The sequence below is a fragment of the Pedobacter sp. Bi126 genome (genome assembly GCF_918698245.1).
In the GTDB taxonomy this organism is placed as follows: domain Bacteria; phylum Bacteroidota; class Bacteroidia; order Sphingobacteriales; family Sphingobacteriaceae; genus Pedobacter.
The window spans coordinates 147,424-163,692 of the sequence record NZ_CAKKMS010000002.1 but is presented as its reverse complement, the minus strand read 5'-3'; the positions used below and the strand labels follow the sequence as shown (position 1 = coordinate 163,692).

The following is a 16,269-nucleotide window of genomic DNA, read 5'->3' as shown; positions in this document are numbered from 1 at the left end:
CACTATAATCGATCGTCATTCCCGCGCAGACGGGAATCTTAATGCAATAAACTTTAGATTCCCAATCAAGTTGGGAATGACGATCTTATAAAGAAAACATTAATCGGCTCAAAAATAGCCCAAATCATGAGCCGATTATCAAGATTAATCTGCTCATATCAATAAACGGCCTTCTATTGAAAGAATGAAAGTTGTCCTTGTTTAGGAGGATTTCCTAAAAAACAAAATTCGTAAATGACCTCATACTGTCCTTTCTCATCATTAAATTTACGAATTGCAATCTTTTCACATAAAAAATTCAAGCTAACTTCTTCGAACAGGTCTTGAGCTATTTCAATATCTTCGGGATGTAATTTTCTCCCAATAGAGATATGGGCAGCAGCTCCATTTATTGCTTTCTTATATCTCAAGCCTTGTCTAAATCTTTTAAAAAGGCTATTCAAGTAAGGTTTAGCAGTCTTGTTAGGTAAAACAACAACGGCTCCGTTTTTTTCCGAAGCAATGAACTGATCAAACATCACAAAGTTAGGTTTTTCAGCATAGCAAAACTCTTTAGTATACGATATGTAAAAATCCAACTCATGCTTATCTGCTTCAAACAGAGCAATCGTAACATGAGCATCTGAGTTTCTACTGCTATACCAGCCAACTTTAGACCAAAGTATATCTTTCAAAACTTTAACATCATTAATAACTTCTCGGTGAGGGTAAACAACTATTGAATACCTGTCTTTTTTTAATTTTAAATCCATATCAATTTATTTAATCAATCGCCACTGGGTTCATCTGTATATCCAGTTTGGCGAACTTTAAAACTTCGATACTCTGAAAGCCGAAATCTTCTACCACTTTACCTAAAATAAGGTAACAGCCCTTTCCTTTAAAAGGATACATTGGTGTGCTATTGGGGAAGTGGGTTGTATCAAAAAAATCGCCGTTGGCATCTAAAAAAGTACCGAACCACATTTTGGTATTTTTAATGGTGTGTACCGTTTTTTCGCAAACATAGCTCCCTACCATTCTTACCGTTTTACCCAAATGTTTGTGCAGATCTACCGCCATAATATCACCACGATAAGGCGTTTTTAAAAAATCGAACATTTTATAATTAAGCGGATATCCCAATAACTCTAATTCCGTGTAAGCATTTTCGAGTTCGGAATCGGCCAATTCGGGGAGCTGATAGGTTTTGTAACTCAGCTTAAAAAGTTCGGCATGATTCACTTTTTTTTGTTTAAACCCAAGGTAGTTATGTACATCCCAAAGCAGGGTTTTCCGATCTTTCCCGGTAAAACGCAAGGCGCCCAAACGGATTAAAATAATGGCCTGTTCTAATGAGATGCAGGTCCGCCTTACAAAATCTTCGAGATCTATATACAAACCATTTGCAGCACGTTCTTGCGGAATAATTTTGATGATTTTTTCTTCCAAGCCCTGAACGGCAATGAAGCCCAGATAAGCATCTTCGCCTTTTATATTTACCACATCATCGCTACAGTTAACGCAGGGTAAATGCACCCTTGCTCCTGTTTTTTGCAGTTCGTGCACATAAACCCATCGACTGTAAAAACCGCCATAGTTATTCAGTACCGCTACCATGAATTCCATAGGGTAATAAGTTTTAAGGTAAAGGCTTTGGTAACTTTCTACTGCAAAAGAGGCTGAATGTGCTTTTGAAAAACTGTAACCGGCAAAAGAAGAAATCTGTCGCCAAACTTCGGTAATGAGTTCTTCTGAGTGCCCTTCTTTTCTGGCTGAAACGAAAAATTTGTTCACCAGTTCATCAAAAGCCAGTTTAGACCGATATTTACCACTCATGGCTTTACGAAGGATATCGGCATCTGCAAGATCTAGACCTGCAAAATAATGACATACTTTGATCACATCTTCCTGATAAACCATTACCCCATAGGTTTCGCTAAGCCGTTCTTTCATCACTTCGCAGAGGTATACTACTTTATCGGGTGCGTGATAGCGTTCAATATAGGATTTCATCATGCCTGAGCTGGCCACGCCCGGACGGATAATGGAACTGGCTGCCACGAGCGTAAGGTAATTATCGCATTTCAGTTTTTTGAGCAGTTGGCGCATAGCCGGCGATTCGATATAAAAACACCCTATGGGCTGCCCTTCTTTAAGAATACCGTTCAATTTCTGGTCTTCTTTAAAAGTTTTAAAATCGTGGATATCGATATCCTTTCCCTTATTTTTTTTAATGAGCTGCACGGCTTCGCGGATATGCCCGATACCCCGCTGACTTAAAATATCGAATTTCTCATAACCTATGGCTTCGGCTTCGTACATATCCCATTGCACGGTTGGGAAACCTTTTGGCGGCATATCCAAGGCTGTATAATAGGTAATCGGTTCTTCGGAAATTAAAATTCCTCCGGCATGAATCGAACGCTGGTTGGGCATTCCTTTCATGTATTGGTACACGGCCTGCAATTTCTGGTAAGTAGCATTCAGTAAATTTTCACGTTCTTTTGTGGGATCTGTAAAACTATCTATTTCGCCTTTAGGTAAACCCAGCACTTTACCGATTTCCCTGATAATTGCACGATCTTTAAAAGTGCTCATGGTGCCTAAAAAAGCAACATGCCATTTGGGATAACGTTCAAAGATATAACGTTGTATCACCTCCCTTTCGTCCCAGGAGAAATCGATGTCAAAATCTGGCGGACTTGTCCGTTTTTCATGCAGGAAACGTTCGAAATACAAATCGAGATCAATCGGATCTACATCGGTAATGCGCAAGCAATAAGCTACAATGCTATTGGCACCCGAGCCACGGCCAACGTGGTAAAAACCGCATTTATTCATGGCATAGCTTACAATATCGAAGGTAATGAGAAAATAGGCGCAGAAGTTTTTAAGTTCAATGATCCGGAGTTCTTTCTCCAAACGCTCAATGGCTTCTGTATTATTTTCACCATAACGGTATCTAAGCCCTTCTTCGGCCAACTCCCGGAGCATTTTTTTATCCCCTTCGAAATCTCCAGTATAAAAAAACTTGTTTTTAGAAGTAGGTGTAGGACCATCCTCAAAATAAACACTTAAATCGCAGCTGTTTATCAGTTTCTGTGTATTTTGAACAATGAAGGGATACTGTTCAAATTGCTGGGTTAGTTCTACTTCTGGAATCAGGAACTCATCCGGATCACATTTTTGCTCATCGGGCACTTTACTTAAAAGCGTATTGAGCTCGATCGCCCTAAAATATTCGTGCAGGCGGTAGGTGATCTTATCGCTAACGGTAACAGGATGCCACACCAACAATTTTTCTTTCTGTTTTAAAAGTGGATGTTTGTACAAAAGATTGAGCTGTTTGGCTCGGATACCTACAAATTCATTTGCTTTTAGTACTGGGTTAAAAGATTTTTGAAAGGGATAAATGATATAAACATGCTCCATTTCGGGTGGAACCTCTGGCAGCGGAATGTTGTAAATATTATGGTGGCTTAAAAATTCATTCAGCTCACGCATTCCCTCTTTATTCTTCGCAATGCCCACATACAACAATTTATTATCAATTCGAAACTCGATCCCCGCTACCGGCTTAATCTGATACGGAATATTGCCTTTGTGTATTTCGTCAGCTTCTTTGGCAATGCCTTGTTTATAACACTCGCGAATAAACTCTACCGCTCCAGTTGAGTTATTGATATCAGTAAGTACCATTTGGTGGATACCTAAACTGCGGGCTGTAGCAATTAACTGATCAATGTGCTGTGTGCCATACTTTAGGCTATAAGAAGAATGGATATTTAAAAACATCGCTAATCATAAGATTTAGTACCTATTGTTCCTTTTTCACTCATAAAACTTCTAATTTTCGATCGTTTCTTTACTTCCTGCTGTTCTTCCTCTGGTTTGTTTTCGATCAATATTTTCTTTTTGCGTGGATTGTACTTGATTATTTTCCCCGTTTCATCGCGGGGTGGCTGGGTAACAATACAGGCTTTTACCACTGCTTCGGCACCATAGTGGTTACGTACTTTATCCATGGCCTGGTAAAGACTATATTCTTCTTCGGCAACATTATATAAACCAATCTGCTCGTAACCGCTCACCAGGTGCGAAAGTTTTACGCCTACCAACCGTAACAGCATCCGTTTTGCATACACCTTTTCGAACAGGCTATGTGCTTTACTGATTAAAAACGAATCGAGCGAGGTATAGGGAATACGTTCTTGCTGGGTAACCGTTTCGAAATTGGTATAACGCACGGTTACGGTAATGCAGGCGGTTAATTTTTTCTGGTTGCGCAGCTGAAAAGTTAAGCCGGTAACCATTCCGGTTATAATGGCCTTTAGTTTGGCCATATCCATGGTATCGCTTTCGAAGGTAGCCTGTGTACCAATAGATTTCCTTTCGCGGTAAGGCACTACGGGAGAAAGATCGATCCCATTTGCTTTTTGCCACAAACTTAAGCCATGCTGCCCCAGTATTTTAAACATGAGCTGTTGTGGGATCTGGGTAAGCGTAAGGATTTCGCGGACACCCATTTCGCTTAATTTTTTATAGGTAGCATGACCGATACCCGGAATTTTGTGGATAGCCAAAGGATCGAGAAAGGGCCGCAATTCAGGAAAAGTAACCTGCCGTTCGCCATCAGGCTTAGATTCGTTCGTGGCAATTTTGGCTACGGTTTTATTGATCGACAAGCCAAAGGAAATGGGTAAGCCCATTTCTTTGATAATGTTCTGTCTGAGCTCTGACGCGAATTTCATACAACCAAAAAAGCGGTCCATGCCTGTCATGTCGATATAGTGCTCGTCAATACTGGCTTTCTCAAAAAGGGGAACTTTATCGGCAATAATTTCGGTAATATCATGTGATGCCTTGGAATATTCTTCCATATCACCTTTTAAAAATATAGCCTGGGGGCACAGCAATTTTGCCGTTCTGCCGGGCATTGCAGAATGTATGCCGTACTGGCGCGCTTCGTAGCTGCAAGAAGCTACTACACCCCTATCGCCGCCGCCGCCGATAATTACGGGTTTGCCCAATAACTTGGGATTTTTTCTGATTTCTACCGACACAAAAAATGCATCCTGATCCATATGAATAATCTGCCTTTCTTTATCCATTCTCGTATTATAAGGATGAGTGAGATCGAAAATACTAATATTTTTAGTTTTAAAGAAAATTAAAATCGATTAATTTTAAACAAAATACTAACAAAATTAGCTTTAATATCCTACACTTTATTATGCTGAGTTTGCTCGAAGGATTTGCCACGGAAAAGCACAGAATCAGGCTCCCAATCCCTTAGGTTGATCCATAGGAACTTATGATAGGAATGACGCAGCGCAGGAATTAAACGATTGATGGCTGGTGTCCTCGCCAACTATCCGCGAGTTGCGTGACCGTAATACAGGCATTTTTAACCATATAAGGCATTGAAGAAAATATAAGCTCATATGGCTTATATTTATATGGCAAAGAAGGTTGTCGACTACGCTACCATTGATGTTATTTCATAAACAGCTATTAATCAATATTTTAGCCGTTGTCGCATTTCCATCCAGCTAGGCCATAGCACGGTATCCCCGTTCTACTTAAATCCGGCCTAACAAATTTTTCGGGCTCCGCCGACCCAGCCAACCCACTAGCTTTGAAAGAAAAATTTTCAGCCGGTGTTTTTTGTTTCTTTTTGACAGCAAAAAGAAAGAGCCCCATCGGCGGCGGCGAGCCGAGGCAAGGATGAGCCTCTGGGCAAAAAAAGATATGCGTCATTCATATTGATTTTTATACAATAAATTATCCCTCAGACTGACAAACTGATTGAAAGCTAATGAGATATTAGTACAAGTGTCAGTTGAAATAATCGGCAGATGACCGGCTATGAAACAAAAATGCCCCCGATTTTCATCAGAACATTAAAACTTTGACTGTTCTAAAATGTTTAGATAGTAATCAACATTTATCCCATGAAAACTAAAGACAATAAAAACACGGTAGAAAAAGAGCGTAAAAATAAAGGAAGCTCAAAGGGAAAGGCCTCCTTCGATCAAAACGGAAAGGGTTCTTCAGATAAATTTGGTCAGGCTGGCTCCACACCTAACGAATCAGGAGAGAGTGGGCCTGGTACTGTAGATAAAAACAAAAAAACTTAAAAAGATAAAAAGAGTAAAATACTCTTTTTATCTTTCGTAGATACTCATCTTTTCAGCAAGTTCTATAATGCTTTTTATTTTCAGCTTTTGGAAAAGTCTCAACTTATAAGTACTTACTGTACCCATCTGTAGATTTAGCTGATTAGAAATTTCTAATACCCCAATCCCCTTTGTTAGTAATTCTGCTACTTCTAATTCTCTACCCGAAAGTTTGGTAAAAGGATTATCGGCATCGTTACCTAATATACTGTTAAACATGTTTTCCTTAACATTTCTGCTCGAATAGCGACTGCCTGCTAAAATGGTAGTAATAGCGGTTACAATTTCTGATTCTTCTGCATTTTTAGTTAAGTAACCCGATGCACCCGATTTTAAATACGGAACAGCATAAATATTCTCATTCAAAGATGAAAATACCAAGATTTTTGCGTTTGGCTGAACCAATTTAATCTGATCGATTACTTTAAGGTTGTTACCTCCAGGCAAGTTCACATCAATGATGATTAAACTCGGCGATTTTTCTGTTTCAACAAGCGCCTGCTCTAGGGTAGATGCATGAATAATTTCAACACCAGGCCAAAAGTCTGATATTAAACCTTTTAATCCACGGCGGATGATCTCGTGATCATCAGCGATGAGCACAGTAAAAGTACTTACGGCATTTTTTGTCTTCATTATTTTAAGAATATTGTGCAAGTTAATAAAAAGTTATTTTTTTGTACGCAATTGTAGTTAATTTTTCGTTTAAATGCGTAAATATTATAATACACAAGTTTACAGTTTTGTTTAAAACTACCTTGGAGTTATCAATCTTACATTTTGCTTAATGAACGAATATGATAAGGAAATCCATATATACCGTTGCTGTAGCCCTGTAGCGGACCAATTGAGAAATTGTAACTATAGCGGAAAAATCTGTATCGCCGCTACGGCCTGAGTTCTTAGGTGTAAGATCACGCTACAAATAGTTTTTATCATACAGCTTTATTCCTGTACAGTACGAACGGCCTACCCAGATAAAATTTTTGATCATCAAAAATCATTCAGATCCAAACTTGTGGGGCTTCCGCGATCATCTTTTAACAGGAAAGAAGGTTTAACCTGAAAATCTTCCATAAGCGGAAACAAGGCCAGCGGTAAGGTAATAATGCGGTCTTGGCTGTATAAAGCTGTTTGCTCAGTGGTATTACTTCCTTTTTACTAAAGGGCTTAAGACCCGTTAAGATGCTAAACCTCTTACTTTAAAACAAGAAAATAATATAGAATTAAATTTTAGCCCTAATTCTACTCAATGTTTCGAGCCTGATGGCTAAAAAAGAAGCAATGTATTTTAAAGAAACCCGGTTAATTAAATCAGGGAATGAGAGCAAAAACCGTTTGTATCTTTTTTCGGCTGACGAAATCCGGCACAGGTAAGCACGTTCCTCTGCCGAACGGTAATATAATTCCATCATCTTTCTGCCAACAATATTGGCTTCAGGAAAATTTTCGTAAAGATATTCTGATAATACATGTGGGATAGCAACTAAATCTACATCTTCCAATGCCTGTAAATACTCATCCGAATCGCCATCTATCCACAAATTACGTATGGTACCCACAATTTCATTCTCTTTGGCAATCCATGTGGTAATCTCGTTGTCCCCATCCTTAATAAAACCCCTAACTACACCTTTAATAATTAAAAAAAGGAATTTGTTACGGTCTACAGGTGAAACAAGGTATTTATTTTTTTTGTAGCTGATCGGAAAGGTATGCTGGTTAATCCGCTTTTCCATTTCATCATTAAGCGGATGGAATTTCTTAAAAATTGAGACTAGAGGAGAAAAATTATTATATTTCTTCCACCTATCTTCATCAGATAAATTAACTGCGATCATAGCGAAACATTGGGATAGACATAATCCTACTAAACCGAAGCAGGATCACTACGTAAGTATAGGAAGATTGAATTGAAAAAAGAATTTTTTTTTGACTTTTCTCAATTCTCAAACTTTAAAGTAATTTTTCTACTCCTAATCCAAATAATGCAAAATCATACTTCACCGGATCTGAGGGATCGAACTGCTTCAAATTGTCGGTTAATTCAATTGCAGTTAACCAATCGGTCTGCTTTCTATTAATCAGTCCAAGCAAGCGTCCTACCCGATCAACATGCACATCGCAGGGACAGATTAGATCTTTTGGCTGAAGTGTATGCCAGATGCCAAAATCAACACCTTTTTGATCTATCCTAACCATCCACCGCAAAAACATATTTAAACGTTTACAGGTAGATTTTTGCTTTGGCGAGGAGATATGTTTCTTCGTGCGATGAGGAAAATCTTCTAAGGAGAAAAAATACTGTCTGAAATGGTTCAATGCCTGCTCTATCGAGAAGTTAAGCTCAGCAGCATAACACACTTCCGAGGCATATGTTATCTCCGGTTTTATGGATGAAACTTCTAAATAATCAGTCCGAAAAACACCTTGCCTTGGCACAAATGCCTGCTCTAAACTATCGAAGTTTTGATAATGCTGCTTAAAAAACGAAATAAAATAAAGTAAGTCGGTATCATTGAATGTGCGGTGTTTAAAGTTCAGTAAGCGCTTTAAATCGCCATCGGTATGATTAACAACAAAATCATAAGGCGCATTATCCATCCGATTTAGCAGTTCCCTGCATTTGTTGATAATCGTTTTCCGTTGCCCCCAGGCCAAAACTGCAGCAAAAAAGCCCGCAATTTCTATATCCTGTTTTTTTTCGAAAAGATGCGGAATACAAACCGGGTCGTTTGCTATAAAATTTGGCTGATTGTATTGTTCAACCTTACTATCCAGAAAATTCTTTAACTCAAGAAATTGCATTGTTGGCTTTTTTTAGACGTAAATAGCAGCACAATTGTTGCCATTTAAACCGGATTGAAACGGTATCCTTTTTTGTTCCGCTGATGTTGATAAAGCAGATACCTAAACAAAAAAGATTTAGTGTAAAGCCGGGCTACCATTAATTTTAGAATAGTACCTGCTTTACAAAAAAAACGGGCAAATATTTTATCTGCCCGCTCGAAATATTATGCTAATGCATTTGCCAGATCCTCTAAAAGATCGTCGATATCCTCTACCCCAACGCTTAAACGAAGCAAGTTATCGGTAACACCTACTTTCTCTCTTTCTTCTTTCGGGATAGAGCCATGTGTCATCGTTGCTGGATGGTTAATTAACGATTCTACCCCGCCCAATGATTCAGCCAATGTGAATACTTTAAAATTAGAAGAGATTCTAAAAGTTTCTTCCAGATCAGCATCTTTTAAGGTAATCGAAATCATACCGCCAAATCCACGCATTTGTTTTTTAGCTACATCATGGTTAGGGTGATCTTCAAAACCCGGCCAATAAATTTTATCAACCTTTTGATGTGTTTTTAAATAATGTGCAATACGCGCTCCGTTTTCGCAATGTGCTTTCATCCGAAGGTGAAGCGTTTTTATACCCCTCAATACTAAAAAAGCATCTTGCGGACCCGGTGTTGCACCACAGGCATTGTAAATGAACCAAAGGTCTTTATACAATTGCTCATCATTGGTTACCAAAGCACCCATTACCACATCAGAGTGGCCACCAATATATTTGGTTACCGAATGCATCACAATATCAGCGCCCAGATCGATCGGGTTTTGTAAATAAGGCGATGCGAATGTATTATCAACGGTAAGGATTAAATTTTTCTCTTTTGTAATTTTTGCCACCCCTTCAATATCGATAATCTGCATGGTAGGATTAGTAGGGGTTTCTATCCAAACCAATTTGGTTTTATCATTGATGTAGGGCAATATATTCTCTGGCTTAGATAGATCCAGAAAGTGAAATTTGATTCCGTATTTAGTGTATATTTTGGTAAAGATCCGGTATGAGCCACCGTACAAATCATTTCCGGTAATCACTTCATCGCCAGGCTGCAATAATTTCAATACGGCATCTGTTGCCCCCATTCCGCTCGAAAAAGCCAGACCATATTTAGCATTTTCTAAAGCAGCTAAACAATCTTCCAAAGCTTTACGCGTTGGGTTTGTTCCTCTCGAATACTCGTAGCCTTTATTGTCTCCAGGAGATTTCTGCCAATAGGTAGAGGTTTGATATATCGGTGTCATTACAGCACCTGTGGTTGGATCAGGCTCTTGACCTGCATGTATAGCTTTAGTTGCGAATTTCATTTTTTTAGATTTGAGATGTGAGACACTAGACATGAGATGTGAGATTTATATTCCCTCTCACATCTCATGTTTCAAATCTCATATCTGATTAATACATTGAATCGTTATGAGAAGAATCAAACTTCTCACTAACGACTAAACTTATTTTTAAAACGTCTGCAAGGAGACTCTCGACTCCGAACTAACGACTCAGGACTTAACTAATACGCTCTTGCAAACAGTACCCTTTGGATAGATGGTTTTCCTGAATAAATACAAACGCCATCTTCTAATTTATTATCTAAAGGAATACAACGAATGGTTGCTTTTGTTTCTTCTTTTATCTTTTGCTCAGTTTCCGGTGTCCCATCCCAATGCGCTGAAATAAAACCAGCTTTGGTATCTAACAATTCCTGAAACTCTTCATAACTATTGGCTGCTGTAATGTGCTCATCGCGATAAGCCAAAGCTTTGTTGAACATGCTTTGCTGAATATCTTCCAATAGTTTGATGATGTAAATATCCAATCCTTCCTGGGGTACAGTTTGTTTCAGCTTGGTATCTCTACGGGCAATTTCTACGGTTTTATTTTCTAAATCGCGACCGCCGATAGCAATACGGATTGGCACACCTTTCAACTCATAATCAGCGAACTTAAATCCAGGGCGTTGTGTATCTCTGTCATCATATTTCACCGAAACGCCTAAACCTTTTAAACGCATGGTTAATTCATTAACGTATGAAGAAATTCTCGCCAGATCCTCATCACCTTTATAAATCGGAACAATTACCACTTGTATTGGTGCTAATTTTGGTGGAATAATCAATCCGGAATCATCACTGTGCGCCATAATCAAAGCACCCATTAAACGTGTAGAAACACCCCATGAAGTAGCCCATACATGATCTAATTTTCCATCTTTACCGGTAAACTTAACATCAAAAGCTTTAGCAAAATTCTGGCCTAAAAAGTGAGATGTACCTGCTTGTAAAGCTTTACCATCCTGCATTAAGGCCTCAATACAATACGTATCTAAAGCACCAGCAAAGCGCTCATTCGGCGATTTACGGCCTCTGATTACCGGAACTGCCAACCAATTTTCAGCAAAATCGGCGTAGATATGCAACATACGTTCTGTTTCTTCAATTGCCTCTTCTGCTGTAGCATGTGCGGTATGGCCCTCTTGCCACAAAAATTCGGCTGTTCGCAGAAATAACCTGGTGCGCATTTCCCATCTTACCACATTCGCCCATTGATTGATCAATATTGGTAAATCACGGTATGATTGGATCCATCCTTTATAGGTATTCCAAATAATGGTTTCGGAGGTTGGGCGGACAATTAATTCCTCCTCCAATTTGGCTGTTTCATCTACGACAATATTTCCGTTGCCGTCATTCTTTAACCGATAATGCGTTACAACCGCACATTCTGTCGCAAAGCCCTCAACGTGAGAAGCTTCCTTAGAGAAAAATGACTTTGGAATGAATAATGGAAAATAGGCATTTTGATGTCCTGTTTCCTTAAACATTTTATCTAAAACAGCCTGCATTTTTTCCCATATAGCATAGCCATTTGGCTTGATAACCATACAACCACGCACGGCAGAATGCTCTGCTAAATCTGCTTTTAATACGATATCATTATACCACTGGGAATAATCTGCTTCTCTACTTGTAATTTCTTTGCTCATCTTATGTATTTGGAACGTAATTTGTATGTTAAAAAGTGTAAAATCCAACGGCAAATTTATAAATTTATGCCTACAAACGATTAACAAAATAATATCAATTATTTTATACCATTTTTTGACTAAATAAATAGTTAATAATTTTTACTTTTGAAACTTGTTTATTAAATTCGTGAACACACACAACTAAATATAAACACAATGAAACCAATTAAATTTTTACCCATTGTTATGATTGCCGCCGCAGGGTTGGTGGCATCATGCGCTACATCAAAACTGGCTCAAACTAAGCCAGCTGATGATGTTTATAATTCTGTGGCAAAAGCCAGGGAGGTTGAAATAGCACCTCAACCCCAGAACCGACAAGGCCAGCAATATCAGGCTCAGGGACAGGAAGAATATGATGAATATTATGGCACAAGTAATCCTTATTACGATATGGATTACTCATCTAGAATAAACCGTTTTTATAATGGTTACAGTTTTCAAGGCTATTACGACCCTTATTTTGATAATTATTACTATGGAAGCAGTTATGGCCCTTCAAACTACTTGGGTTATGGCCTCGGCTGGAACAGCGGATACGGTTTAGGGGGCTGGGGCGGCAGCTTTGGTTATGGCAGCATCTGGAGCAATCCCTTCTATTACGGTAACTTTGGCTACGGATGGAACAATCCATATGGATGGAACTCTTGGGGACCTAACTCTTATTACGACCGTTATGGTTGGGGCGGTGGATACTACGGCGGAGGCTGGGGTATTGGCGGCGGATACTATGGTGGCGGTGTGTATACCAATAGAGGCTACAACAGACCAAGACCTGGAAGTGATGATAGAGGCACGCCAAGATATGGAAACGGCAATGCGGGAAATGCAGGTAGACCGAGCAGATCTGGTGTTACAAATCCAAACGGTGTAGGTTATGCGCCAAATATTAATGCTGGAAGACCAAGTAGAAACCAAGGTAATGGCAGCTATGCACAACCTCAGGGCTCGCAAGCTGGCAGACCTACCAGGAATGATAATTATAGTCCTCAAGGTACACAAAGTAGCAGGCCTACCAGAAACGAAACCTATACTCCACCTACCAGAACCGAAAGCAGACCTAGTTATTCACCACCACCATCAAATGGCGGCGGAAATAGTGGCGGTGGTTCAACCGGCGGTGGCGGTGGTGGCGGTTCAAGACCATCAAGAGCAGGAAGAGGTTAATTTAAATTTAAACACACAACATGAAAAAATATATTTTAGCTTCACTAGTAGCTACAGTAGCTGCTATGGGAACAACGTATGCCCAAAGTTACGCCCCTGATGCATTCCGCTTTTCTCAAACCAATTATGGTAGTTCTGCCCGATTTAAGGGAATGGGTGGTGCACAAATCGGAGTTGGAGGAGATATTGGTTCAATTAACGCAAACCCTGCCGGATTAGGCTTATTTACCAAATCTGAGTTTAGTTTAACTCCTGAATTTAATTCTGTATCAAACAATAGCGCATACCTGGGCAACAATAGCAAAGCTGATAAAAGCCAGATTAACCTGAATAACATTGGTGTTGTATTTTACAGTCCAGCAGCAAAAATAAAGGGAGCTGATGTAAATAAAGGATTGGTAAGTACGGTATTCGGTTTAAGCTATACAAGAAATAACGATTTCTTAAATAACATTAACTATGGCGGTACCAACACAAACAGCTCGATAAGAGATTCGTATGTAGATCAGGCCAATGGTGGTGGAATTGATAATTCAATAGCCGGAGATGCGTATAATAGCTATTTAATTAATAAAAATGCACCCAATTTCCCAAATGGATATTCAGCAGAACCTTATAACAACGCGAGTTTCAAACAAAATTGGGATGAATCCAGATTAGGTTCAACATCAGAATTTAACGTTGCGGGTGCCCTTAATTTTGGCAACAAGGTATACATTGGCGCAACCGCTAGTTTTGTAAATGTGAAATACATTAGCGATGCGACTTTCACCGAATCGGGGATAGTGAACACTTTTGATGATGGCTTACCAATCCCTGCATATACTGGAAATGAAAATTACAACTTAACGCATTTCAGAAATCAGGAAACCAAAGGTGGTGGATTTAACTTAAAACTAGGTATGATTTTCAGACCGGTTAATGAATTAAGAATTGGTATAAATTTCCAGACCCCCACCTGGATGAACATTGAAGATAATACAAGCGAAACTTTACAGGCAAATTTAGCTGGAAATGCAACAAATGCACCTTCTAACTCAAATAATCCGACAAAATATTACACTTTCAGTTATAATTTACGTACGCCATTAAAAGCTTCGGCCGGTATTAGCTATGTAATAGCAGGTACCGCATTAATCTCAGCCGATGTTGATTATGTAGATTATGCTTCAATGCGTTTTTCAGATTCTAACGGTTCTGATCTTTCAACAATCAATAGCAACAATGCTTTTATCAAAGAATCTTATAAAGAAGCGGTTAACTACAGAGTTGGTGCAGAAGTAAAAGTGACGAACGAATTTAGCTTAAGAGGTGGTTACGGGGTAAACGGAAATGGTGTTAAAGGTGGCGACAATAAATTTTATCAGGGTCAATACTACACCGGAGGAATTGGATACCGCATAGATAACTATTATTTCGATTTAGCGTATCAGAACTACAAAACAAACTTCAGTTCAAGTCCATATTTATTAGATGATTACAGCGAGCCTGTTGCAGATGTTAAAAGCAATAGAAACAACGTATTCTTAACCTTTGGGGTAAGATTTTAACAATAACTGTCTTACATAATTAAGAAAAGAAGCGCCAGTTTTCTACTAGAGAACTGGCGCTTTTTACAATAAAAAAGGATACCCAATCGGGTATCCTCAACATTATTAACTAACTATCACTTATTTAATTAACATCCCACCATAACTTATCGGTAATCTTAGCCTTTTGTTGCGGTTGTGGATTTGCTGTAATTTCGGTATTTGGGTAAAGTACCCTTCTCGGAATTTCAGAGAGTGCATTTTTAACTTTGGTTAAAACCGGGAATCCTGTACGGCGCCAATCTGTATAATTTTCAGCATTAAGAAAGTTTGCAATCGACTTTTCTTCCATAATTAAACGGAGTGCATTTGTACTGCTGAGTGTCCCCCGCGAAGCAATGTACGTATCCATATCAGTTGTGCTCACCCCTACCTTGGTCATGTGCTGTTTGATACCATCCTGATAAATAGGTTGTGCAGCTGCAAAACCCGATACCACCAGCGTGGCTTCGGCTTTTATGAATAATGCCTCGGTGTAATTGACCAGGTAATTATTAGCACTGGCACCTGCGTAAAAATCGGCAGGGATTGAGTAAGCCTCCAGACTTCCAATTTCATCTAAACCGATCTGCCGGCCAGTATATAAACCGGTTTGTTTGGCGGGTTTAACCATTTTACTTAATCTTGGATCGTTTCTGGTAGTAAAAGCATCAACAAAGGTGTTGGCAAGCACAAATGTAGTACCTGGTAGAAAATTTTGCTGCCATGGATTTTCTGCCCCTGCCGCACCACTGAATGCAATTTTAGCATCATCATCATTGCTCTGCATACCATTAGTTAGTGCAGTCAAAGCCAGCTGTGCCTGCCCAGAAGCTGTATTTCCAGGTGCTTTACTCAGGTGCATGTAATAACGTGCTTTTAATGTATAAGCCAATTTTCTCCACTTTGCCATATCGCCTGCATAAATATAATCGTCGCTTCCGGGTTTAAGGCCAGCATTTTTTGCAATATCGGCTATTCCATCATCCAGTAAAGTTTGAATCTGAACATAAATCTGCTGCTGACTATCATACGCTGGCGTTGGCTGTGTTACCCCTAAAAAAGCCTGACTGTAAGGAAGATCACCCCAGGCATCTGTAGCATAACCTAAAGTATAAGCTGTAAGAATTTTAGAAATGGCACCATAATTAAAATTGCCGTTGGCAACAGCTTTAACCTTTAATAAATTGAGGTTGTTTAATGTTCTTACGTATACATTGTTCCAGTCGCCATCCATATCGACATTATACATCAGATAAGTACCGAAATTTGGTGCCACCTGGTTGAGTGCCATTACCTGCAAATATTGTTGCAACACCACACTTAAATTCCCATCGCCTGATGCATTGATATTTTGGGAAATCAGCATTTGTATAGGTGGTAACATGAGCGATTCTTTAACATCAATCGGTCTGTTTGGATCTTCATTCACATCCAGGTATTTTTTGCATCCGGCTGCTGCCACCATAAGGGCAAAGCCTAAAATAAAATATATCTTTTTCAT

At 39.1% G+C, this 16,269-nt stretch carries 12 protein-coding genes; 3 read left to right on the top strand and 9 right to left on the bottom strand.

Annotated elements, in window-relative coordinates; translation table 11 throughout:
* Positions 1-173 precede the first annotated feature (173 nt).
* From LQ201_RS05880 to dinB, 3 genes are read right to left on the bottom strand one after another with little or no spacing between them, the layout of a single operon-like run.
* Positions 174-752 carry a hypothetical protein gene (locus LQ201_RS05880; RefSeq protein WP_230140043.1) on the bottom strand — a complete coding sequence of 193 codons (579 nt, stop codon included), beginning with the start codon at positions 750-752 and terminating at the stop codon, positions 174-176.
* Positions 753-762: 10 nt separating this feature from the next.
* Complete coding sequence (gene dnaE / locus LQ201_RS05875; RefSeq protein ID WP_230140041.1) at positions 763-3,777, bottom strand: DNA polymerase III subunit alpha; 3,015 nt, start codon at positions 3,775-3,777, stop codon at positions 763-765.
* A 2-nt stretch (positions 3,778-3,779) separates the two neighbouring features.
* Entirely contained in the window at positions 3,780-5,093 is a 1,314-nt protein-coding gene (gene dinB, locus LQ201_RS05870; RefSeq protein ID WP_230140039.1) for a DNA polymerase IV, read from the bottom strand.
* A gap of 843 nt (positions 5,094-5,936) precedes the next feature.
* Here dinB and LQ201_RS05865 point away from each other — a divergent pair.
* Positions 5,937-6,122 (top strand): hypothetical protein, encoded by a 186-nt coding sequence (locus LQ201_RS05865; protein ID WP_230140038.1) that lies wholly within the window; start codon positions 5,937-5,939, stop codon positions 6,120-6,122.
* Positions 6,123-6,149: 27 nt separating this feature from the next.
* On the opposite strand, the gene LQ201_RS05860 is transcribed toward LQ201_RS05865, so the two are convergent.
* From LQ201_RS05860 to proS, 5 genes are all read right to left on the bottom strand, one after another.
* Positions 6,150-6,797 carry a response regulator transcription factor gene (locus tag LQ201_RS05860; protein WP_057934807.1) on the bottom strand — a complete coding sequence of 216 codons (648 nt, stop codon included), beginning with the start codon at positions 6,795-6,797 and terminating at the stop codon, positions 6,150-6,152.
* Positions 6,798-7,387: 590 nt separating this feature from the next.
* Complete coding sequence (locus LQ201_RS05855; RefSeq protein ID WP_230140036.1) at positions 7,388-8,002, bottom strand: Crp/Fnr family transcriptional regulator; 615 nt, start codon at positions 8,000-8,002, stop codon at positions 7,388-7,390.
* Between the two features lie 115 nt (positions 8,003-8,117).
* Positions 8,118-8,969 carry a TIGR02757 family protein gene (locus LQ201_RS05850; protein WP_230140034.1) on the bottom strand — a complete coding sequence of 284 codons (852 nt, stop codon included), beginning with the start codon at positions 8,967-8,969 and terminating at the stop codon, positions 8,118-8,120.
* A gap of 206 nt (positions 8,970-9,175) precedes the next feature.
* Positions 9,176-10,315 carry a cystathionine gamma-synthase gene (locus LQ201_RS05845; RefSeq protein WP_230140033.1) on the bottom strand — a complete coding sequence of 380 codons (1,140 nt, stop codon included), beginning with the start codon at positions 10,313-10,315 and terminating at the stop codon, positions 9,176-9,178.
* Between the two features lie 200 nt (positions 10,316-10,515).
* Entirely contained in the window at positions 10,516-11,988 is a 1,473-nt protein-coding gene (gene proS, locus LQ201_RS05840) for a proline--tRNA ligase (protein ID WP_230140031.1), read from the bottom strand.
* Positions 11,989-12,186: 198 nt separating this feature from the next.
* On the opposite strand from proS, the gene LQ201_RS05835 reads away from it, so the two are divergent.
* Positions 12,187-13,197 carry a hypothetical protein gene (locus tag LQ201_RS05835; RefSeq protein WP_230140029.1) on the top strand — a complete coding sequence of 337 codons (1,011 nt, stop codon included), beginning with the start codon at positions 12,187-12,189 and terminating at the stop codon, positions 13,195-13,197.
* A 20-nt stretch (positions 13,198-13,217) separates the two neighbouring features.
* Positions 13,218-14,747 (top strand): OmpP1/FadL family transporter, encoded by a 1,530-nt coding sequence (locus tag LQ201_RS05830; RefSeq protein ID WP_230140028.1) that lies wholly within the window; start codon positions 13,218-13,220, stop codon positions 14,745-14,747.
* 124 nt (positions 14,748-14,871) lie between these two features.
* Here LQ201_RS05830 and LQ201_RS05825 read toward each other — a convergent pair whose 3' ends face one another.
* The gene (locus LQ201_RS05825; protein WP_230140026.1) at positions 14,872-16,269 is read right to left on the bottom strand and encodes a SusD/RagB family nutrient-binding outer membrane lipoprotein; all 1,398 of its coding nucleotides are present in this window, start codon (positions 16,267-16,269) and stop codon (positions 14,872-14,874) included.

Bases quoted from the DNA above. Each gene is read 5' to 3' on its own strand.
- proS (WP_230140031.1), bottom strand. From the start codon at position 11,988: ATGAGCAAAGAAATTACAAGTAGAGAAGCAGATTATTCCCAGTGGTAT.
- LQ201_RS05865 (WP_230140038.1), top strand. From the start codon at position 5,937: ATGAAAACTAAAGACAATAAAAACACGGTAGAAAAAGAGCGTAAAAAT.
- LQ201_RS05825 (WP_230140026.1), bottom strand. From the start codon at position 16,269: ATGAAAAAGATATATTTTATTTTAGGCTTTGCCCTTATGGTGGCAGCA.
- LQ201_RS05855 (WP_230140036.1), bottom strand. From the start codon at position 8,002: ATGATCGCAGTTAATTTATCTGATGAAGATAGGTGGAAGAAATATAAT.
- dnaE (WP_230140041.1), bottom strand. From the start codon at position 3,777: ATGTTTTTAAATATCCATTCTTCTTATAGCCTAAAGTATGGCACACAG.
- LQ201_RS05880 (WP_230140043.1), bottom strand. From the start codon at position 752: ATGGATTTAAAATTAAAAAAAGACAGGTATTCAATAGTTGTTTACCCT.
- LQ201_RS05845 (WP_230140033.1), bottom strand. From the start codon at position 10,315: ATGAAATTCGCAACTAAAGCTATACATGCAGGTCAAGAGCCTGATCCA.
- LQ201_RS05830 (WP_230140028.1), top strand. From the start codon at position 13,218: ATGAAAAAATATATTTTAGCTTCACTAGTAGCTACAGTAGCTGCTATG.
- LQ201_RS05860 (WP_057934807.1), bottom strand. From the start codon at position 6,797: ATGAAGACAAAAAATGCCGTAAGTACTTTTACTGTGCTCATCGCTGAT.
- LQ201_RS05835 (WP_230140029.1), top strand. From the start codon at position 12,187: ATGAAACCAATTAAATTTTTACCCATTGTTATGATTGCCGCCGCAGGG.
- LQ201_RS05850 (WP_230140034.1), bottom strand. From the start codon at position 8,969: ATGCAATTTCTTGAGTTAAAGAATTTTCTGGATAGTAAGGTTGAACAA.
- dinB (WP_230140039.1), bottom strand. From the start codon at position 5,093: ATGGATAAAGAAAGGCAGATTATTCATATGGATCAGGATGCATTTTTT.